Annotated in this window: 15 protein-coding genes; 4 read left to right on the top strand and 11 right to left on the bottom strand. The window is 58.6% G+C overall.

Annotated elements, in window-relative coordinates; translation table 11 throughout:
• Positions 1–227: 227 nt before the first annotated feature.
• From HY011_05555 to HY011_05535, 5 genes are all read right to left on the bottom strand, one after another.
• Complete coding sequence (locus HY011_05555; protein ID MBI3422384.1) at positions 228–1,439, bottom strand: threonine ammonia-lyase; 1,212 nt, start codon at positions 1,437–1,439, stop codon at positions 228–230.
• 126 nt (positions 1,440–1,565) lie between these two features.
• The gene (locus tag HY011_05550) at positions 1,566–2,801 is read right to left on the bottom strand and encodes a S8 family serine peptidase (protein MBI3422383.1); all 1,236 of its coding nucleotides are present in this window, start codon (positions 2,799–2,801) and stop codon (positions 1,566–1,568) included.
• 49 nt (positions 2,802–2,850) lie between these two features.
• Positions 2,851–5,697 (bottom strand): CHAT domain-containing protein, encoded by a 2,847-nt coding sequence (locus HY011_05545; protein ID MBI3422382.1) that lies wholly within the window; start codon positions 5,695–5,697, stop codon positions 2,851–2,853.
• A gap of 21 nt (positions 5,698–5,718) precedes the next feature.
• Positions 5,719–6,375 carry a hypothetical protein gene (locus HY011_05540; GenBank protein MBI3422381.1) on the bottom strand — a complete coding sequence of 219 codons (657 nt, stop codon included), beginning with the start codon at positions 6,373–6,375 and terminating at the stop codon, positions 5,719–5,721.
• 104 nt (positions 6,376–6,479) lie between these two features.
• A complete protein-coding gene (locus tag HY011_05535; protein MBI3422380.1) occupies positions 6,480–7,058 on the bottom strand; it encodes a sigma-70 family RNA polymerase sigma factor in 579 nt (192 codons plus the stop codon).
• Positions 7,059–7,278: 220 nt separating this feature from the next.
• Between HY011_05535 and HY011_05530 the strand changes: the two genes are divergently transcribed.
• The 3 genes from HY011_05530 to HY011_05520 are packed head-to-tail and all read left to right on the top strand — an operon-like array spanning position 7,279 to position 11,082.
• On the top strand, positions 7,279–8,259 hold the full coding sequence (locus tag HY011_05530; GenBank protein ID MBI3422379.1) for an ABC transporter permease: 981 nt from the start codon (positions 7,279–7,281) through the stop codon (positions 8,257–8,259).
• A gap of 20 nt (positions 8,260–8,279) precedes the next feature.
• Positions 8,280–9,338: an ABC transporter permease gene (locus tag HY011_05525; protein ID MBI3422378.1), complete on the top strand. Its 1,059-nt coding sequence runs from the start codon at positions 8,280–8,282 to the stop codon at positions 9,336–9,338.
• A gap of 34 nt (positions 9,339–9,372) precedes the next feature.
• The gene (locus HY011_05520; GenBank protein MBI3422377.1) at positions 9,373–11,082 is read left to right on the top strand and encodes an ABC transporter substrate-binding protein; all 1,710 of its coding nucleotides are present in this window, start codon (positions 9,373–9,375) and stop codon (positions 11,080–11,082) included.
• 124 nt (positions 11,083–11,206) lie between these two features.
• Here HY011_05520 and HY011_05515 read toward each other — a convergent pair whose 3' ends face one another.
• From HY011_05515 to HY011_05505, 3 genes are read right to left on the bottom strand one after another with little or no spacing between them, the layout of a single operon-like run.
• Positions 11,207–12,268 carry a mannose-1-phosphate guanylyltransferase gene (locus HY011_05515; protein ID MBI3422376.1) on the bottom strand — a complete coding sequence of 354 codons (1,062 nt, stop codon included), beginning with the start codon at positions 12,266–12,268 and terminating at the stop codon, positions 11,207–11,209.
• 32 nt (positions 12,269–12,300) lie between these two features.
• Positions 12,301–12,615 (bottom strand): type II toxin-antitoxin system RelE/ParE family toxin, encoded by a 315-nt coding sequence (locus HY011_05510; protein MBI3422375.1) that lies wholly within the window; start codon positions 12,613–12,615, stop codon positions 12,301–12,303.
• A 5-nt stretch (positions 12,616–12,620) separates the two neighbouring features.
• Positions 12,621–12,878 carry a type II toxin-antitoxin system ParD family antitoxin gene (locus HY011_05505; protein ID MBI3422374.1) on the bottom strand — a complete coding sequence of 86 codons (258 nt, stop codon included), beginning with the start codon at positions 12,876–12,878 and terminating at the stop codon, positions 12,621–12,623.
• Between the two features lie 186 nt (positions 12,879–13,064).
• On the opposite strand from HY011_05505, the gene HY011_05500 reads away from it, so the two are divergent.
• Positions 13,065–14,612 carry a YifB family Mg chelatase-like AAA ATPase gene (locus HY011_05500; GenBank protein ID MBI3422373.1) on the top strand — a complete coding sequence of 516 codons (1,548 nt, stop codon included), beginning with the start codon at positions 13,065–13,067 and terminating at the stop codon, positions 14,610–14,612.
• A gap of 324 nt (positions 14,613–14,936) precedes the next feature.
• Here HY011_05500 and HY011_05495 read toward each other — a convergent pair whose 3' ends face one another.
• The 3 genes from HY011_05495 to HY011_05485 form a co-directional block, all read right to left on the bottom strand.
• Positions 14,937–16,592: an alpha-amylase family protein gene (locus HY011_05495; GenBank protein MBI3422372.1), complete on the bottom strand. Its 1,656-nt coding sequence runs from the start codon at positions 16,590–16,592 to the stop codon at positions 14,937–14,939.
• A 388-nt stretch (positions 16,593–16,980) separates the two neighbouring features.
• Positions 16,981–17,442, bottom strand: a complete 462-nt coding sequence (locus HY011_05490; protein ID MBI3422371.1) for a PA2169 family four-helix-bundle protein — start codon at positions 17,440–17,442, stop codon at positions 16,981–16,983.
• Positions 17,443–17,671: 229 nt separating this feature from the next.
• A complete protein-coding gene (locus HY011_05485) occupies positions 17,672–19,705 on the bottom strand; it encodes a glycogen debranching enzyme family protein (protein MBI3422370.1) in 2,034 nt (677 codons plus the stop codon).
• Between the last annotated feature and the right edge of the window lie 11 nt (positions 19,706–19,716).

Genomic DNA, 19,716 nt, shown 5'->3' with positions numbered 1-19,716 from the left:
TGTTGTTTTCAAGCAGATGTACAGCCAGCTTTCCAGCTTGTTGTCGTTTGGTCAACACTGCCTTCGCGTCACCTGCGCCGTTCGTAAGCCGAAGCTCAGCACGTAGAAAGGCTCACCAAGACTCACGGAATGCGCCGGTACGGAACCGGGAGCGATAGCGACCGGGTGACTCCGTGTGAGACTTATTCGAGGGCACCCGGTCGCTATCGCTCCCGGTTCCGTACCGGTTACTTCACTTCGCTGGCCTCGATGCCATCCTGACGCAAGACATTCAAAAGCTGCTCGATTTGCTCGCGTCCGCGCGTTTCCAGGGTTAAATCAATCTCGACGCCGCCGACTTCCAATTCGGAGAAGGCGCGGTTGTGTTCGACTTCCATAATGTTGCCGCCGACCTCGGCGACGTGCTGGCAAATGCGCGCGAGTTCGCCGGGCCGGTCGCGCACGATCGTCCGCACGCGCACCAAACGGCCATCTTTCGCGAGGCCACGTTCGATGATCTTGGTCAACAGATTCGGATCAATGTTGCCGCCGCAAATGATGACCGCGACGTTTTTGCCAGCCAAACCAGTCAGTTTTTTGAAGAGAAGCGCGGCCAGTCCGGCGGCGGCGCCGCCTTCGACAACGGTTTTTTCGATTTCGAGCATTTTGAGAATCGCGCTCGAAATTTCACCTTCGGTAACGGTGACGATTTCGTCTACGTAGCGCTGGACGATTTCGAGTGGACGTTCGCCCACGCGTTTGACGGCCAAGCCATCCGCGATGGTCGGTTGACCGGCGACTTCGACGATGTGGCCCTGTTCAACCGCCGCTTTCATCGAAGGCACATAGGCCGGTTCGACACCGATGATGCGAATGTTGGGGCGCATGGTTTTCAGCGCGACGGCGATGCCGCCGATCATGCCGCCGCCGCCGATGGGCACGACGACCGCATCGAATTTGACGGCTTCGTCCAGCAATTCGAGGCCGATGGTGCCCTGCCCCGCAATGATCGCGTCGTCGTCAAAGGCGTGGACGAAAGTATAACCGTGTTGCTGTGCGAGGGCGGTCGCGTGGGCAAAGGCTTCGTCATAATTCGCCCCGTGCAGGATGACTTCGCCGCCCAGGTCGCGTGTGTTGGAAACCTTGATGAGCGGCGTCGGCTTGGGCATCACAATGACAGATCGGAGGCCGAGCCGCGTGGCGTGATAGGCGACGCCTTGCGCGTGATTGCCGGCGCTGGCGGCGATCACGCCGGCGGCTTTTTCGGCATCGGTGAGTTGCAATAATTTATTCAGCGCGCCGCGTTCTTTGAAGCTGCCGGTCATTTGCAAATTTTCGAGCTTGCAATAAATTTGCGGGCCGCACAGTTTGCTGAGCGTGACGGAGTGCGGACAGGGTGTGTGATAGATGGCTTGGCCGAGCCGTTCGCGCGCGGCCTGAATATCAGCGATGGAGATCATAGTGCCGCAAGACGTACCATATTTTCCCGACTGCCGCAAAGGCCCGCCGCCACAAAAAAAGCGTGCGTGACCTGACGGTCGCGCACGCTGAAACACTGTGACGCTGTGGATAGAAATCGAAAAAGGTTATTTGCTTTTGAGGGTCTGATTGAGCGCCGACAGATAATCAATCCGCACCTTGCCCAGCTTGCCGTTGTAGGCCGGATTGAGCGAATTGATGCTCGGCCCGCAACTGGTGATGATGCTGCTCACGTTCGAGCGGTTCAAATTGGGCCGCAGCGAGAGCATCAACGCCGCTTCACCGCTCACCAAGGCGGTCGAAAATGAAGTGCCGCTCCACCACGCCCAATTGTTGCCGGGATAGGCGCTGTAAAGATTGACGCCCGGCGCCGCGACCTGCACATCGGCGTTGTAATTGGCAAACGCCGCCTTCAGATCATTGTCCGTTACCGAGGTCACGCCCAAAGTCTTGCTCTTAAACGAAGCCGGAAAATGAATCGCATTCAGATTGTCATTGCCCGCCGCCGCCACCATGTAAGTGCGCGAGTAGGCGTAACTCAGCGCATCCTTGATAAATCCATCGGGTTGCGACAGCCCAAAGCTCAGGTTGATGACTTGCGCGCCGTTGTCGGTGGCGTAGCGAATCGCCTTGGCGATGTTGAAACTGCTGCCCGTGCCATCCGGCCCAAAAGCCCGCAACGGCATAATCGTCGCTTGCGGCGCGGTCAACGCGATCAAGCCTGCGACAAAGGTGCCATGACCATAACCGTTGCCGCCCGGCTCTTCCTGCGGGCTGCCGTCGTTATCAACAAAGTCGAACATCGGCCAGGCCAGCCGCCCGCCAAAGAGCGGATGATTCATATCCAGCCCCGTGTCAATCACGGCGACACGCACACCCGCGCCACGCGCGATGTTTTGCGCCTGCGGCAGATGCAGATTGGCCAGCGACGGCTGCCCGTAAAAACTGGCCGGGGATTGCGTGTCGAGAAAGGCGTGGCTGATTTGATCCAAAAAGGCGTGACTGATCTGGCGGACTTCCGCCGGTTTCACCACAAAGTTGTGCTCGGCCACGACCACGTCATTGTCGCCAGCGACTTCAGCCAGCTCGGCGTCTACGCTCACGCCTGACGCCAGACCTAACAAATAACTATCGCTGCCGGGCAATTGCTCGATCACATAAGTGTTGTGCAGCGCATTGAAGGCATTGATGTCCGCGCCCGGCTGCAAGACGACCGTGATTTGCCCGGACAGAAATTCATCCGTGCCCGCCGCACGGCTGGCCGGATGGAAGGCGGACGTTGGCCCCAACACGCCTAACAGCAAAACAAAGATACAGAGTAAGGATGATTTTCGAATCCACATTGTAAAGATCCTCCACAGACTAAACTACAGGTCACACAGTTGAGCAGTCTCAGTTGCGTCCGATCAACACGAACGGCGCCCAAAAATAGGGGTGCGGGTATTCGTGCCGGGTCGCCAGAGCCGCTTCGCGTAAAGCCGGGCGCGGGGCCACGCCAGCTTGTAAGCGTTGATAAAAAGCCGTCATCAAGTGCGCGGTCGCCTGATCGTGGACGGCCCACAGACTGACCACCAGCGTGGTTGCGCCCGCCATCAAAAAGCCGCGCACCAAACCCAAGAGTTCATCACCCGCCAATACACGATTGGCTCCGGTGCTGCACCCGCTCAGGGTCACTAATGACCCCGGCAGGTGCAGCGCACAGATGTCGTAAAAATTCAGCCAGCCATCCGCCAGCTTGAGCGCGGAAAAGAGCGGATTGTCTTGCCGGAAAATCGCGTGCGAGGCGATGTGCAGCAAATTGCTCTCTGACGCCAGCGCCGCCAGTTGCGTCAACGTGGCGTCAGCACCTGTCAGACAATGACCGTCCGGGAAAAGTTGACGAATTGCTTCGATCTCGGCGGTAATTTGCGGCGCGACGGCATCTGCCGCGCCCAGAATCAGCGCGCGGTCACGCTTGGGCGCAGGCTTGCTGGCGGCCCAAGCGTACAACCGCGCACTGGGCGCAAACACCATCTCGTGCCGGTCGAGCAGATACTCCGTGCCGTCATAGAGCGCCTGGAACGGTACGCTGTGCAAGAAATCAAACGGAATGAAGATCAGCTTGCGGCCTGCCACGCGCGCGGCAACAGGCGCAAACAACGCCTGATGAAGTTCGTGCAAACAGGCGTTGAGGCTGCGCAGCAATTGTTCCTGATGCGTGCTGAAATAGGCCGTGCCGTAATTGAATTTCTCGAATTGAAACTTCAACTCGGCGATCAATTCTTTCAACGCGCCACGCTGGCCGGGGCTATGCGCCACCGTCGCGGATTGCCGGTCAATGACGAAAATCTTCAACTCTTCTTCATCGAAATAGTATTCGATTAAGGCTTCATCCGCCGCCAGCACGGCTTGAACTTCGGACACTGAGAGACCGGCGAGATTGTGCAGCCAGTCAAAATCCGGGTCGTGCACTTGCGCCTGACGCGCCAGCTCAGTCAGCGCCAGTTCGCGCGTCTGAATCTCGGTGCGCAAGCGTTCATCCAACGCCAAGCGCCGCCGTTGATCGTTGGCATCGTTCCGGCTGAGCTTGCTGTAATACCAATGCAACTCTTCGCGCAGTTGTTGCCAGCGTTGATACAACCCTTGATCGGTTTGCGGCGCGCCGCTGGGCGCGGGTTCCAATTCGTTGACCAGCAGATCAACCAGCGTGCGGGCCTTGCGGCTTTCCAGAAAGAAAAACGCCTTGGCGTCACCCTCGGCATCGCCGTTCTGTAGGCACAGGCGAATCAATTTTTCAAACACGCCCAGCTTGTTTTTAAAAAACGCGCTGCGAAATTCGTCCACGCGGATGCTGCCGCGAATGCGTTCGATGCTGGCGACGGCGTGTGTGTATTGCTCATAAGCGTGTTGCGGCTGGTCTTCAGCCACCAACAGATCGCCTAGTAACTCGTGGGACTGTGCGGCAAGCCAGGGCGCTTCCAGCGTGCGGCAATTTTCCAGCGTGCGCTCAGTCAATTCACGCGCTTGGGCCGCTTGACCTGACAACAGCCAGGCGCGGGCGGCGACGAGTTGCGCGTAACAGGTCTTGGTCTTCAATTCCTGCTCGGCAAAGCAGCGTTCCGCTTCGGTCGCCAGCCGCAAGGCAGCGCCGGCTTGTCCGCGTTCCAGCGCCAGTTCGGCCAAATAAACATCCAGCAAGCCCTGATAAACCTCGTTGCCCTCGGTCACAAACTCCTGCCGCGCCTGTTGCAAGAGGCGCTCGGCTCCGTCCAGTTGAAGCTGCTGCAACTGCGCCAGCCCGGCAAAAGTGAGCGCCTTGGCCGCTTCATAACGCAGCCCCAACGCGACGAAACGCTCGCGCGCGCGTTGGGCCAGCGGCGCGGCTTCCTGATGCGCATTGAGTTGCAGGTAAATCTCGGCCAGATCGAGTTCGCAGAGCGCGCGCAACCATTCATCGCCATTGCTTTCGGCTTCGGCGGCGGTGGCGTGCAAGACGCGCATGGCCTGGTGGTAGTGGCCCTTGAGAAAGCGCAGGTAGCCGATGCTGTATTTCGCGTGCAGCGCCGCCTGCGTGCGCCCTTGCTCGGCGTAAAGTGAGTAAGCCTGTTCGTAAAGGTCTTCGGCCTGCCGAAAGTCGTCCAGGTTGGAATGGACGTTGGCGCTGTTGAGCGCCAGGGTCGCCAGCGCCAGTTGATCATGGGCGGCGGTAAAGACGGGCCGCGCGCGCTCATAACATTCCAGCGCCGCGTGATTTTGATCAAGCCGGTGATAAATGTTGCCGACGTTGGTCGCCAGTTGCGCGGCCAGCAAGTCCTCGCCTTTCGTCTCGAAAACAGCGCGCGCTTGCGCGGCCAGTTCCAGCGCCTCTTCGTAACGGCCCAGGTACATCAGCGCGTCAACCATCGCGCGGGCGACGCGGGCGGCTTCGACAGGTTGTTCGGTTTGAGCGTACAAGCGGCGGGCCGCTTCGTATTGTTCGAGGGCTTCGGCGTAGCGGCCATTGACGTGCAGCGCTTGGGCCTGGGCGCGGGCACCTAACGCCCGGGCGCACAGATCAGGCGTGAATTGTGCGTATTGCCGGGTGAATGTCGCCAGTTGCAAAGCGCGGCGGGCGTCCGTGCGGATTTGGACATCCACCTCTTTTTTCAACCGTTCGATCAGCGGCAGGTTGATCTCGGCGGTTTCGAGCGCAAGCGCCTCTGCCAGCCCGTTCAGTTCGTGCTGGCGGATCAAATCGCGAATTTGGGTTTGTCGCTCCATGCGCTCTATCGGAGTGCGGCGTTAGGCACTCTGCGTGGTTTCCAGGGAATCGAGACAAATTTCGCCATCAGCCAGCAGCAGCCTGATCTGATAGCGGCCGGGGGCCACCTGATTGAATTTGAAAATGCCGCGCGCGTTGGTTTGCACCTCGGCTTGCAACAACTCGTTTTGCCAAAGTTGCACGGGCAGATTGCTGAGCGACTGCGGATCTGCAGCGGTACTTAAGATTTGACCGATCAACTCTTCGGTGCGGCCATCTTCGCCGACCTCAAAGCGCAGGTCAATATCATAAGGCTCAGCGCGGAACAGCAATTGACGGCTCTGAGCCAGCGCCGGCGCGCCCGATCGGACAGTGGCCAATTGCGGTTGCAACATAGTATCGAACACCAATTGCGCCAGCCATTGCCGCAACGTGGGCCGCTGTTTGCGCCATTCTGTTTTGAAAAGCGCCACCGTGCGGGCCAACGCCGCCGGTGAGAAGTCAAAAGAATGATCGCTGGCCGCCAATTGCAGCACTTCGGTCAGCCACGCCTGATTTTCCAGGCAGGCTGGGCAACCGGTGGTCAGGTGCGCCGCAATCGAGTCGCGTGTGGACGGAGCGCCATTTCCTCGTAAGTAGTCGAGCATATTTTCCAGGGTGCTACACTCGTTGGGTGTGCCGGTATTCATGGTTTTCATCTAGCTTGGGCAGCTTGGGCGAACGATTTGGAACCAGGGACGGGAGCGTTTCGACACTCCTGTCCAGTGAGTGTCGGCCAGGCGGGCAAAAAATACCTGGGCCGTTAAAAAAATTCTTCCTGCGACAAATTTTCTTTCAACTTGTCCAAACAGCGGGCACGGGTGGGGCCGATGCTGGCGGTGGGCATCCCCAGTTGCTGGCTCAATTCGGCGTAACTGGGTGGTGAGTCGGTGTAAAAGAGCCGTTTCAGCAAATCGCGGCAGCGCTCTGACAAAGCTTCGACCGCCTGGCGCAACAGATGTTGTCGTTGCAGCGTGAGAATGGCCTCGTCCATTTGCAGGTGGCTGTCATCCGCCGGATCGTTGGCGGGGTTCCAGTCCGGCGCATCCAGCGAATCGGTCTTGCCCCGGCGCTGGCGCATTTTCCAGCATTCGCGCACGGTGACCGTGATGATCCACGAACTCAACTTCGCCTGCTGCCGCAAGCTGGCCAGTTGTTGAAAGAGCGTCAGAAAGACGGCCTGTAACACGTCCGCCGCGTCTTCCTGCGGAAACCCGAATTTGAACGTGATCGAAGCGATCAGCCGTTGATAGCGCTGCACCAATGTTTCCCAGGCGGTTGCGTCTTCCGCCAGGCAGCGCGTGAGGAGTTCGCTATCAGGGAGCCGTGAGTATTCGGACATGAGGTTACGATATGGGCGCTCTCCCATGATGTCAACGAACAGCCGGATTCCCAGGCCGCCTGTCGAACAAGCAGGAAACTTGCGTTGCTGGCGTATTTGGTGGCAACGCCGCTAAGACAGCGGCGTCAATTTTTTTTGCGCCCGCTCTCAGTTGCCGCTGGCAAATGCCTCCGCATTTGTTAGGCTCTCGCCGCGTCATTTTCAGGAAACAGGAAGCACGTTGTTACGCCAAACTCTCATTAAACTCATTGCGAAACGCCTGCTGCTCTTACTGCCGCTGTTGCTGGCGGTGGCCTGCGGTGCGTTCGTGCTGGTGCGGCTCGCGCCGGGTGACTTTCTGACCGAACTGCGCGAGAACCCGCAAATTTCAGCGGAAACACTGGCAACCTTGCGGCAACAACATGGTTTGGATCAGCCCTTGCCCACGCAATTCGGCAAATGGCTGTGGCGCGCGGCGCAGGGCGATCTGGGTTATTCGCTGATCTATTACGCGCCCGTCAGCACGCTCATACGCGAACGCCTGTTCAACACAATTTGGCTGGCGGGCGCGAGTCTCGCACTGGCTTGGCTGGCGGCTTTGCCTTTGGGGGTGTTCGTCGCCAGCGGGCGCGCGCCCTGGTTGGATCACGGCTTGGCGTCGTTGTCGGCATTGTTGCTGGCTGCGCCGTCATTCTTGCTGGCGCTGTTGTTTTTACTCTTCGCCGCACGCACGAACTGGTTTCCGCTGGGCGGTGTGGTCGCGACGGATTCAGAAAACCTGGCGTGGCCGCAACGCTGGGCCGATTTCGCCTGGCATTTGGCTTTGCCTGCGTTGGTACTGGCGCTACGGCAATTCCCGCACTACTTCCAGCAAGTGCGCGCCAGCGTGCGCGAATGCCTAACACAGGATTACATCGTGACAGCGCGCGCCAAGGGCTTGAGCGAAGGTGCAATCCTGTTCAAACACGCCTTGAAACCCGCCGCCAATGCCTTGATCACGCAGGCGGGCAATTCCCTCGGCGCGCTGCTTTCCGGCGCCTTCATTGTCGAAGCGGTGTTGTCGTGGCCGGGTTTGGGCGGCTTGACGGTGAATGCGCTGCTCAGCCGCGATGTCTTTGTCTTGCTGGCGTGCCTGCTGTGGGCCGCGCTATTGCTGGCGCTGGGCAATCTTTTGGCGGATGTGCTGTTGTTGCTGGTTGATCCGCGCTTGCGGCGTTCGTGAATACCTTCCTGAATACTTTGATGAAAGCACGTCTCAGATTATTGGCTGGCGGCGGCTTGTTGGCGCTCTTAATCGTGGGCGCGGTGTTCGCCGATTTTCTTGCGCCGTATGAACCCGCCGAACAGCACCGCGAATATCCATTTGCCCCACCTAGCCGCTGGCAGTTCAAAGACGCGCAAGGCCGCTGGCGATGGCCGCCGCGCGTGACGGTCAGCAAATTGCTGGATCAAACCACACGGCAATATAGCGAAGCTGCCTCCGCCGTTTATCCATTGAAATTCTGGCGCCGGGGCGCGGCCTATCGCTGGTTGGGCTTGCTCCCATCTACGACGCATCTATTCACCGTGGAAGAACCGGCGCGCGTGTTTGTGTTGGGAACCGATGGGTTGGGCCGCGATGTGTGGACGCGCGTATTGCATGGCGCGCGCTTTTCTTTATTGCTTGCCGCCGCCGCGTTGTTGCTGGCCTTGCCGCTGGCGTTGATTGTCGGCCTGGTGGCGGGGTTTTATGGCGGCTGGCTCGATTTCGGTTTGATGCGTTTGGCGGAATTGTTCCTGGCCTTACCAGCGCTGTATCTGGTCATCGCTTTGCGCAGCGCTTTACCGCTAAACTTGGAACCGGAGCAGGTCTTCGGCGCGCTGGTGCTGGTCATCGGCTTTTTTGGCTGGGCGCAGTTGGCACGGCTGACGCGCGGTTTGGTCTTGGCGTTGCGCCAGCAAGAATACGTCACCGCCGCCCTGGCGTTGGGCGCAAGCGATGGCTGGATCATGCGCCGCCACCTGCTGCCGCAACTGGCGGGCTTCACGCTGACGCAAGCGGCGTTGGCCGCGCCCGGCTACATTCTGGCCGAAGTCACGCTGTCGTATCTGGGCCTGGGCCTGCCGGAACCGCTACCGAGTTGGGGCAACATGCTGGGGGGCGCGCAAAACGTGCAGACCTTGACGAATTACTGGTGGAACCTCGCGCCTGCCGTGGCGGTGTTCATTACCAGTCTGGCGTTTTATTTATTGGCTGAAGGATTGAAAGACGTCTTCGATCCGCGCGCGCAAACGTCTGCTGTTGATTCGCGCGGTTGGTGATGGCGTTGAATTACATTGACGATGGAGTGACAAAATGATGAAGCACGCGCTTGGTTTTTTCTTGCTCGCCTGTCTTGGCCTGCCGCCGCTGGGTGCGGCGCAACCCAACCAGCCGAAACGCGGCGGGCGTTTGGTGCTCTCGAAATCCGTTGGGCCGCGCACCTTCAATCGCTTGCTGGCCGCCGACGATCAAACCTACAGCATCACCGATTGCTTGATGGGCGCGTTAATTCGCGTCAACCGCCAAACCCAGCAACCTGAAACCATGCTGGCGCGCGCGTGGAAATTCTCGCGCGATGGCAAAGTGCTAACCTTCAACTTGCGCCAGGGCGTGCGGTTTTCTGATGGACGGCCCTTCACCGCCGCCGACGTAATCTTCACCTTTCAAGTGCTCAACGATCCGCAAATCGCTTCGCCGCTGGCCGATCTCTTCAACCTCGAAGGCCAGCGCGTGCAGGCGCAAAAGCTGGATGACGCAACCGTTGCCTTCAACTTCCCCGCGCCCTACGCCGGGGCCGTGCGCTTATTCGACGGCGTGCCCATTTTGCCGAAGCATATTCTGGAACAGCCCTATCGCGCCGGACGCTTCACGCAAGCCTGGACGCTCACGACGCCGCCCGAACAGATTGTTGGCTTAGGCCCGTTCAAGCTGCGCGCTTTCGTCCCGGGCCAGCGCGTCGTGCTCACGCGCAATGAAAACTATTGGAAGACCGATGCCGCCGGACAACCCCTGCCGTATCTCGACGAACTCGTCTTCAGCCTCGACCCCGACCACAACACGCAATTGCTGAAGTTTCAAAAGGGCGAAACCGATTTGCTCAGCCCCGTCAATGCGGATGATTTGGCGACGCTGAGCGACCTGGAAAAACAGGGCCAAGCCAAGGTTTACGACCTTGGCCCCAGCCTGATTCGCGAAGTCATGTGGTTCAATCTGAATGACGGCAAACAGGCGAATGGCCAGCCGCTGGTTGATCCCGTCAAACTGAACTGGTTCAAAGACGCCCAATTCCGCCGCGCCATTTCGCAGGCCATTGACCGGCAGGCCTTGGTCAATCTCGTCTTTGCAGGCAAGGCGTCGCCGCAATACGCCTTTCTCTCGGCGGGCGACAAACTCTTTTACAACGCCAATGTGCACAAGTATCCCTACGACCTGAATCGTGCGAAAAGCTTATTGGCCGATGCGGGCTTCCGTTACGTCGCGGCGCGTCAAACCTTGCTCGATCCGCGCGGACAGGCGGTGACATTCACGTTGATTACCAATGCGGGCAATGCGCTGCGGCAAAAGATTTCGGCCTTGTTGCAAGCGGACTTGGCCAAACTCGGCATCAAGGTCAACGTCGCCCCTATCGAATCACGCGCTTTGCTGGCGCGTATCAACGAAAGCTTTACCTACGAAGCTTGCCTCTTGGCTGTCTCTAGCGGCGATGTTGATCCGAACGCACACATCAACATCCTCTTCAGCCACGGCGCCAATCACTGGTGGTATCCCAAACAGGCGCGCCCCGTCACGCCGTGGGAAGCGCGGCTGGATGAGCTGATGAAACAACAAGCCGTCACGGTCAATCCGGTGGCGCGCAAACGCCTATTTGACGAGGCGCAAGCAATTCTGGCCGAGCAACAACCCTTCATCATGCTAGCCGCGCGGCACTTGCTGGTCGCCGCCCGCAACGGCATCGGCAATCTAAAGCCGGGCATACTCAACGATTTTGTGTTGTGGAATTGCGAGGAATTGTATCGGCGCTGAAAGATGCCGAGGTCAGCAGGATTGCCACAGAGGCACGGAGCCACAGAGCAAGCAAGAACGATTCGTTTGCCAACCGCTCTCTTTCTTCCTCTGTGGCTCCGTGCCTCTGTGGCTAACTCCCTATTTATTTGGCTTTGAGCATTTCGGGAAAAACCTTCACGTCTTGCGAGCGATCCAGCGGCGCGATCATCACGGCGTCGGGCGTATCCACCACCACCAATCCTGCCACACCCAGCAACGCGACTTTGCGATCCGTCGAAGAAAACACCAGATTGTTGTGGGCATCGGACACCAACGTGTCGCCCAACAGCAGATTCCCCTGCGCGTCGTATTCGCTGGCGCGTAATTCATACAATGCCTGCCAACTGCCAACATCGCTCCAACCAAAATCAGCCTTGAAGACATAAATCGGCTTTTGCGTCCTTTCCATCACACCATAATCAATCGAGATGGATTCCAGCCGTCCGTAAACGCGCTCGACCACGGTGTCATAGGCAGGGGAACCGATAGCCAATTCGATTTCCAACAACCCGGCGTAAAGCTTCGGCAGACAGATTTCGATCTCCTGCAAAATCGTGCGCGCAGTGAAAATGAAAATGCCGCTGTTCCAGAAATAATCGCCGCCCGCCAAATAGCCGACCGCCGTTTCATAATTCGGTTTCTCGACAAAGCGTTCGACCTGGAAATACGGCAAGCCGTTCGTTGCGCCTTGCGCCGCGCCGGTGTGGATGTAGCCGTAGCCGGTTTCAGGGCGCGTCGGCTGAATGCCCAGGGTCACGACGGAACCGTTGCGCGCGGTTTCTGCCGCCGCCTGAAGCGTGGCGGTGAAGGTTGCGACATCGGCGATGAAATGATCGGCGGGCAGAATGATGATCGGCTCATCCAATCCGCCCCATTGCTTGACGTGCAACGCGGCCAGCCCGATGCACGCGGCGGTGTTGCGGCCAAAGGGTTCGATCAGCACCTTGACTGGCTGCGCGCCAATTTGCTGGTTCGTCAATTCAGCGTGCACGCTGCCAACGACGACGCCGATGTGGTCAAGCGGCGTGAAGCGTTCGGCACGGGCAATGGTTTCAGCCAGCATCGAACGGTCGCTGGTGATGTTCAGAAATTGCTTGGGATAATGCGCGCGGCTGGCCGGCCAGAAGCGTGTGCCGGAACCGCCCGCCATAATGATGACAAACATCTGTACTTGTTTACTCCTCTTATGTTGTCACTTCAGATTTCATCTGCCAGAACGGCCGCGATGTCTTGCGCGGCATGTAAGACACGAATGATGTCAATTGCGTCATCGAACACCAGATAGAAAATCAAATACTTTTCAAAGCCTTTGACGGGCCAGCGGCGCAAGCCGAAAAGAGCAGCATTGTCGGTAAGTTGTGCGACACCGATATAGGGCATTTGGGCAAGACGTGTGGCCGAGGCTTCAAAAGCCTCCAAAAACCGGTCGGCAATAGCAGGGTCAGTCAGCGCCAGATAGAAGGCACAATCGGCAAGATCTGCCAAGACCTGTGTGCGGCGAAAAACATTCATCGCATTTACTTTCCCTTGGCGGCTAAGCGTTCCCGCACTGTGCGTTTGACTTCTTCCAAGTCAGCCTTGGTCAAAGGTTCCGCCGGGCCGGAATTGAGGCCCTCGACCAGCAAAACCTCCAGCTTTTCCTGCGCTTTGCGGCGCTGATCAGCCAAGACCAAGGCGCGAAAATACTCGTTCACATCAGCGTAACCATCGGCACGAACACGTTCTTCGACAAAAACACTTAACGGCGCAGGTAACGAAATATGCAACGTCTCCATATTCGGATTCTCCTTGGGTTGAGTATAGCCACAAGGCGCAAGTTACAAAACCAATTTCGCGCCAGCCACAGTTTTGGCGTTCCGCGCAATCGGCGCTATGATGCGCGCGGTCCTTGGGTCTTCACGCTTGCAAGCGCTGCGGCGAATAGGCCAATGACCGCCGCCATTTTTCCTCGGAGGTAAGCCGTGCTTTTCAAAACGCTCAGCGCCGCTGTTTATGGCATTGACGCCGAATTGGTCGAAGTCGAAGTTGATCTGACGCCGCGCCCCGGCGATTCGCAGAGCGAAACCATGATCATCGTTGTGGGTCTGCCCGACCTGGCCGTGCGCGAAAGCCGCGAACGCATCCGCGCGGCGATTACCAACAGCGGCCTGTTCTTCCCCGTTTACAAAACCACGATCAACCTCGCGCCCGCCGACATCAAAAAAGAAGGCTCGGCCTTTGATCTGCCCATCGCCGTCGGCATCCTCGGCGCGAATGGCGACCTGAAACGCGAACATTTGGACGACACGCTGCTGGTCGGCGAACTGGCGCTGGACGGCCGCATCCGCGCGATTCGCGGTGCGCTGCCCATCGCCGTGGCGGCCAAACGCAAAGGTCTCAAACGCCTGTTGCTGCCGACCGAGAACGCCTGCGAAGCCGCCGTGGTCAGCGGCGTGGACGTTTATCCGGTCAACACCCTGCGCGAAGTCATCACTTTGCTCAACAGCGAGCCGCCACCCGACCCATTGCGCGTGGACATCGAAGCGCTCTTTAATGCCGCCGATCAATACGCCGTGGATTTCAGCGAAGTGCGCGGCCAGATGCACGCCAAACGCGCACTCGAAGTCGCCACCGCTGGCGGCCACAACATACTGATGATCGGCCCGCCCGGCTCCGGCAAAACCATGCTGGCCAAACGCCTCCCAACCATCCTGCCGCCCATCACCTTTGAAGAAGCCCTCGAAACGACCAAGATTCACAGCGTCGCCGGTTACACCGACGCGCGCGGACTGCTGACGATTCGCCCCTTTCGTTCGCCGCACCATACGATCAGCGATGCCGGTTTGATCGGGGGCGGCGCGATTCCCCGCCCCGGCGAGGTCAGCCTGGCCCATCACGGCGTGCTCTTCCTCGACGAATTGCCGGAGTTTGAAAGGAATGTGTTGGAAGTCATGCGCCAGCCGCTCGAAGACCAAAAGGTCACGATCAGCCGCGCCGCGATGTCGCTGACCTTCCCGGCCAGCTTCATGCTGGTGGGCGCGATGAACCCGTGCAATTGCGGCTATTTCGGCGATCCCACGCATGAATGCCGCTGCTCGCCGATGCAGATTCAACGCTACGTTTCCAAAATTTCCGGCCCGCTGCTCGACCGCATAGACATTCACATTGATGTGCCCGCTGTAAAAGTCAGCGAGTTGTCAGCCAAGGAAAACGGCGAGAGTTCGGCTTCGATTCGCCAGCGTGTTTTACGCGCACGGCAACGCCAGCAAGAACGCTTCACAGGCGAACACGTCTTTTGCAACGCCCAGATGCCGCCGCGCCACATTCGCAAATACTGCCAGCTTGAACCGCCCACACAGCAAATGCTGGAACGCGCGATCCTTAAACGCGGCCTGTCGGCGCGCGCCTATGATCGCATTCTCAAAGTCAGTCGCACCATCGCCGACCTCGATGGGCACGAGCAAGTCGGTGAAGCGCAGATTGCTGAAGCCGTGCAGTACCGCACACTGGATCGCACCTATTGGCAATAGTGCAGAATGTCGAAAGCTCTGGCGTTAAGGCTGGTGCGCGTTCGCCCTGCGCGGTTTCTACGTCGTAACATCAAACACAAGCATTCACATTAAACGGGCGCGGTATAACGCCGCTCAATCGCTTCTCGGATGCGGGCGCGGCTCTCTTGCGCCGCGAGGTCAACCGCGATTTCGATCCGCTCTGCTTCAGCGGCTAGGCTCTCATCCTTGATGTGAGTTCGGAACTAGCCCGAATATTCCCGCCGCCGCAGGTGATGCAACCAGGTTTCGTCATCCACGCCTTCCGATCGGCGGATTTCCCGATGGCAATGATCGTGTCCACGATCACATCTTCACGCGTCGTATGGCGTAATTCAGGCTGCCGACTCTGTACCAACGATAGCCATAGGCTTCGAGCAGAATCTTGTATTGGCCTTGTGCATCGGCGGCGCTTTCCTCTTCGGCCAGCAAATTGATCAAGCGCGCTTCACCACGACAGTTCGGTTTGATTTCGATCTCATGCGGCCGATCGTCAAAGTTATGAATCGTCACCAGCGAAGTTCCGCGCCAGTCATAACGCAACGCCAACACCTTTGCCGAGCCTGTCGGCAGAATCTCCCAGGTTCCCCAACCGATTTCCGGGCACTCCTTGCGCAGCCGAATCATCTGTCCTGTCCAATTGAGCAGCGAGTGCGGGTTGCGTCGCTGCGCCTCGACGTTGACTTGTTTGTAGTCGTATTCGCCCTCGGCAATCACCGGACAAACAGTCTTGGGGGCGGCAGAGAAACCGGCGTGCGCTTCATCTGACCATTGCATCGGTGTGCGCACCGAATCCCGCTCGTTCAGATTCAGGTCTTCACCCATGCCAATCTCATCGCCATAACGAATGACCGGTGTGCCGGGCAGCGCGAACAGCAAGCTATAAGCGAGTTCCAAGTGGCGGCGATCACCGAGCATCGGCGCCAGGCGGCGGCGCAGGCCGCGCTCATAAAGCTGCATCCGCGCTTCAGGTCCGAAGCGCGCGAGCACTGCCGCGCGTTGGTCCTGACTCAAGCGCCCTAGGTCAAGTTCGTCGTGATTGCGCAGGAAGTGCGCCCACTGTGCGCCATCCGGCAAGGTCCTGGTTGCTTCGAGCGCGGCGGCCAGCGGCGGTGTGTCGCCGGTCGCCAGCGTGTAAAACAGCCGTTGATTGACATGGAAGTTAAACATCATCTGAATGCCCTGGCCTTGCGCGCCGAAATAATCCAGATTTTCTTCCGGTGCGACGTTGGCTTCGGCAAGCAGAATCGCATCGCCGCGCCGCCATTGCAGGAACTTCCGCATCTCGGCGAGGAATTCGAATCTATATTCAATTGCTTTGTCGTCAATCGGCGGCGTTTCGATCAGGAACGGCGCCGCATCTACACGAAAACCGGCCACGCCGAGTTCGAGCCAGTACCCCATAATGCGACGAATCTCTGTGCGTACATCGGGATTATCCGTGTTGAGGTCGGGCATGTGTTCATAAAACCGATGGAAGTAGTATTCGCCCGCTTCCTTGTCATAAGTCCAAATGGCTTCCTGCACGCCGGGAAAGATCATGCCCAGATTCCAAGCCAGCGGACGCGTCTCTGACCAGACGTACCAGTTGCGATAGCGGGAATCTTTGCTGTGGCGCGCCGCCTGAAACCAGGGATGCTGATCGGAAGTGTGGTTCACGACAAGGTCAATGATCACTTTGATGCCGCGCTTGTTGGCTTGATGCATGAATTCGACGAAGTCGCCGCTCGAACCGTGGCGCGGGTCCACCCCGTAATAATCCATCACGTCATAACCATTGTCGCGATTGGGCGAGGGCTGAAACGGCGCGAGCCAGACGGTTTCTACGCCCAGTGAATGCAGGTAATCAAGCCGCCGCACCAGTCCCTCGAAATCGCCCACCCCATCGCCGTTCGCGTCCATAAACGTGTCGAGATCGAGGCTATAAATAATCGTGTTTTTGTACCAGAGGTCTTCAATCATAGGCAGCCACGTCATCAGAAAAGCGGTGCGGCAGTAAACTATGCTCTTTGGCCGCGTCCCCCCGCTAGCATCTGGCGGCAAGTTCGTTTCGTTTGTCGGATGCCTAGATCGGTTTTCACTTCGGTGTATGGCAAAAAGCCGCGCAGCGGGACAGTACCGCGCGCGTGAGCAAGCGGCGCTTCGGCGTTGCGTCAGTCAGCCGTGCTTGCTCACGCGCGCGGTACTGTCCCGGCGCGGCGCGCCTACCGTACACGCAAATGAAAACCGCTCTAGGCACGCGGATGATGCAGATACATACGGCGCATCTGCGTCATTCGCGCGCCTGGTGAACCCGAACCTTTGAACTCAATCTCCTCCCCTGCCAGATGTCAGTTTGGGAGCGGTAACTTCACGCGCGGGCGCTCGCCACTTTGACTCGATCGCGCCAATCGCGCACCGCATTGTGTGTGGTGACGATGGCCTGATATTGGCGGTTGGCCAAGCTGTTGAGGCTCGGCGGCAAATTTTCTTTCAACGCTTCCTGGTAGTTTTTCACCGCCGAATCTTCGCCTCGTTCACACTCTTCCAGAATGCTGTGCTCGTTCTTGCCCGTGACGGCAGCTTTGATATTGACCCAGCCGCGATGTAAGGCAGCCGCGACGCTGCCTGTCGTTTGTGGATCGCCGCCAAGCGCGCGTACTTCCCCTTGCAGTTCAGAGACGAACAGACTGCGTTGTTGCGCGTATTGAAAGAACACTTCTTTGAGCGAAGGATTGGTGACGCCCTCGACGGCGGCTTGAAATCCGGCCTGTCCATCGCGGCAGGTTTCGATCAGATTGTTGAGCGTGGAAATTACTTCATCCCGAGTCATGATCGTTGTCGTTGTCATTAGGTAGCTCCTTTCAAAGCTGATTGGTGGATTAAATGGTTTGTGCAACATGATTTTGCAACTCGCTATAGTGCAAACACTGCGCCAAGCAGCAAGCGGCGAGTTTTGCGTTGATTTACAACAGATATTGCAAACCGGTGTACCGGCGAACGACAGCGCGTGTACGGCGCTCCAACATTGCGGCACGTTCGGCGCTCCTTACCAGACTTTGCTAGGACGCCGTCTTAACCCAGGTTCGCAGCACTTCGGCCACGCTCCAGGCTTGCGCCATACAACCACGCGGCTGGTAAGGCGGTTCAGCGTCGAAGATTTCGCTGATTGAGCCAACGCAGGCTTCGTTCAGATGCAAATCAAATTCGCTGAGCAGGCGGCGCGCGCGCGGCGCATCTGCGGGAAAGACCCGTAACCAGGCATCCAGGAAAGGCCCAAGCAGCCAAGTCCAAACGGTACCTTGATGATAGGCCGCATCGCGTGTGCGCAAGTCACCGTCATATTTTACCTGGTAATCAGGATGTCCCGGCGCGAGCGAGCGCAAACCCACAGGCGTCAGCAGGCGGGCTTTAACAACTTCCAGCACCGGCTGCCAGCGTTCCCGCGCGAGTACGGGATGTGTGAGGGAAAAGGCCAACACCTGATTGGGACGACAGGCCGCGTCGTCGCCGTGTTCGCCGTCTATCACGTCGTAGAGGTAGCCGCCCGCGCCATACCAGAAGCGGGCATTGAAAGAGGCTTTCGCCTGCTCGGCGTAGCGCTTGAAGCTCTCGGCCTCAGCCGCGTTCTCTTCCTGACTGACCCATTGCGCCAGCAAGCGCAGTGCGTTGTACCAGAGCGCGTTGATTTCAACGGCTTTGCCCCGGCGCGGCGTCACGACCCAATCGCCTACCTTCGCATCCATCCACGTGAGTTGATAGCCTGCCGCGCCCTGGCGCAGCAGCCCGTCGCGCTCGTCCATGCCGATGCCGAAATGCGTGCCGTTCAAATGCTGCTGCACGATCTCCCGTAATGCGGGCAGAATCACGCGCAAAGTCTCACGGTCTCCTGTCGCTTGCAGATACCGATCCAACGCATGGAAGAACCAGAGCGAAGCATCCGCCGTGTGATAGAGCCCTTCTCTTTCGCCTTCCGGGAACACGTTGGGGATCAGGCCGTCGCGCACGTAATGCGCGAAGGTACGTAAAATCCAGCCCGCTTCAGCGAGACGGCCCGTCGCCAGCGTCAGACCTTCAAGCGAGATCATCGTGTCACGCCCCCAATCAGTGAACCAGTGATACCCGGCGATAACGGTGCGCACCTCGTCACCAGCGGCGCGGGCGCGGGCGGCTTCTTCGATGCGTCCGGCGGGAACGATGATGAATTGATCCGCCGCCAGCACCAATTCCGCGCCCAGTCCTTCCTGCGCTTGCGGTGGGGCGGCTAACAGCAACCGCTCACGCCGCTCGCGCTCGGCTGAGAGCGCTTCTTCCGGCGCCAGTGCGTCGACGGTCTCCCAGGCTTCGCTCGAGGCGATCAACGTAGCCGTGCGATTGACTGACAGTTCGGTGGTAAAACTACCTGGGCTCCACAACACACCTTGCGCGTCATAGCCGCGCCGCGCTTCGACTCGATAATGCAAATCGCGGATCAGATCGCGCTTCAAGGTCAGAGCGGCCTCTTCCCCTAACAAACGCAACCGCAGCGGTGGGTGACCTTGCCGACCACTAATTTCATACCGGTCGCCCTTTGCCAGTAACGTATAAGGCTCAAGCAGCGGCTCATCCACACGCCCTTCGTGCGGACGAAAATAGAGCGCTGGCCGCAATTCGAGTTGGACTGGCCCGGGACCTGCGAGCAGCTTGTAACTTATCTGCACGGTATTCTGCCGATGTGGCAGCAGCAGATATTTTTCGAGCACCGTTTGGCCGATCTCGAACCGCCAGACAGGCAAGCCGCGCTCAAGCCTGAATTCGGCCAGGTATTGGGCCACGATGATCTCAGGGGCATCGGGCTGGCTTTCTTCTCCACATAACGAGATGGCGGTGCCTTCGGGCAGATGAAGCGTTTCACTGAGCCGATTGAGCATCATCGTGCGCCCGAACGGCGCGGGTAGTGCGGCGATCAAGAGACCGTGAAAGCGGCGCGTGGCCACGCCACCCAATGTGCCTGAAGCATATCCGCCCAAACCGTTGGTCACTAACCATTCCCGCGCCAACAACGATTCCGCGTTTTCTTTTCCAGGCCACACAAGGCGACGCACGATTTCGCTCATAACAAGCTCCT

Source organism: Acidobacteriota bacterium (assembly GCA_016196035.1).
In the GTDB taxonomy this organism is placed as follows: Bacteria; Acidobacteriota; Blastocatellia; order RBC074; family RBC074; genus JACPYM01.
This window is presented reverse-complemented; position numbering and strand designations above follow the sequence as displayed.

What these genes read in the sequence shown, in the direction of transcription:
- HY011_05555 (MBI3422384.1), bottom strand. Translation starts at nt 1,439, where the DNA reads ATGATCTCCATCGCTGATATTCAGGCCGCGCGCGAACGGCTCGGCCAA.
- HY011_05550 (MBI3422383.1), bottom strand. Translation starts at nt 2,801, where the DNA reads ATGTGGATTCGAAAATCATCCTTACTCTGTATCTTTGTTTTGCTGTTA.
- HY011_05545 (MBI3422382.1), bottom strand. Translation starts at nt 5,697, where the DNA reads ATGGAGCGACAAACCCAAATTCGCGATTTGATCCGCCAGCACGAACTG.
- HY011_05540 (MBI3422381.1), bottom strand. Translation starts at nt 6,375, where the DNA reads ATGAAAACCATGAATACCGGCACACCCAACGAGTGTAGCACCCTGGAA.
- HY011_05535 (MBI3422380.1), bottom strand. Translation starts at nt 7,058, where the DNA reads ATGTCCGAATACTCACGGCTCCCTGATAGCGAACTCCTCACGCGCTGC.
- HY011_05525 (MBI3422378.1), top strand. Translation starts at nt 8,280, where the DNA reads ATGAAAGCACGTCTCAGATTATTGGCTGGCGGCGGCTTGTTGGCGCTC.
- HY011_05520 (MBI3422377.1), top strand. Translation starts at nt 9,373, where the DNA reads ATGATGAAGCACGCGCTTGGTTTTTTCTTGCTCGCCTGTCTTGGCCTG.
- HY011_05515 (MBI3422376.1), bottom strand. Translation starts at nt 12,268, where the DNA reads ATGTTTGTCATCATTATGGCGGGCGGTTCCGGCACACGCTTCTGGCCG.
- HY011_05510 (MBI3422375.1), bottom strand. Translation starts at nt 12,615, where the DNA reads ATGAATGTTTTTCGCCGCACACAGGTCTTGGCAGATCTTGCCGATTGT.
- HY011_05505 (MBI3422374.1), bottom strand. Translation starts at nt 12,878, where the DNA reads ATGGAGACGTTGCATATTTCGTTACCTGCGCCGTTAAGTGTTTTTGTC.
- HY011_05495 (MBI3422372.1), bottom strand. Translation starts at nt 16,592, where the DNA reads ATGATTGAAGACCTCTGGTACAAAAACACGATTATTTATAGCCTCGAT.
- HY011_05490 (MBI3422371.1), bottom strand. Translation starts at nt 17,442, where the DNA reads ATGACTCGGGATGAAGTAATTTCCACGCTCAACAATCTGATCGAAACC.
- HY011_05485 (MBI3422370.1), bottom strand. Translation starts at nt 19,705, where the DNA reads ATGAGCGAAATCGTGCGTCGCCTTGTGTGGCCTGGAAAAGAAAACGCG.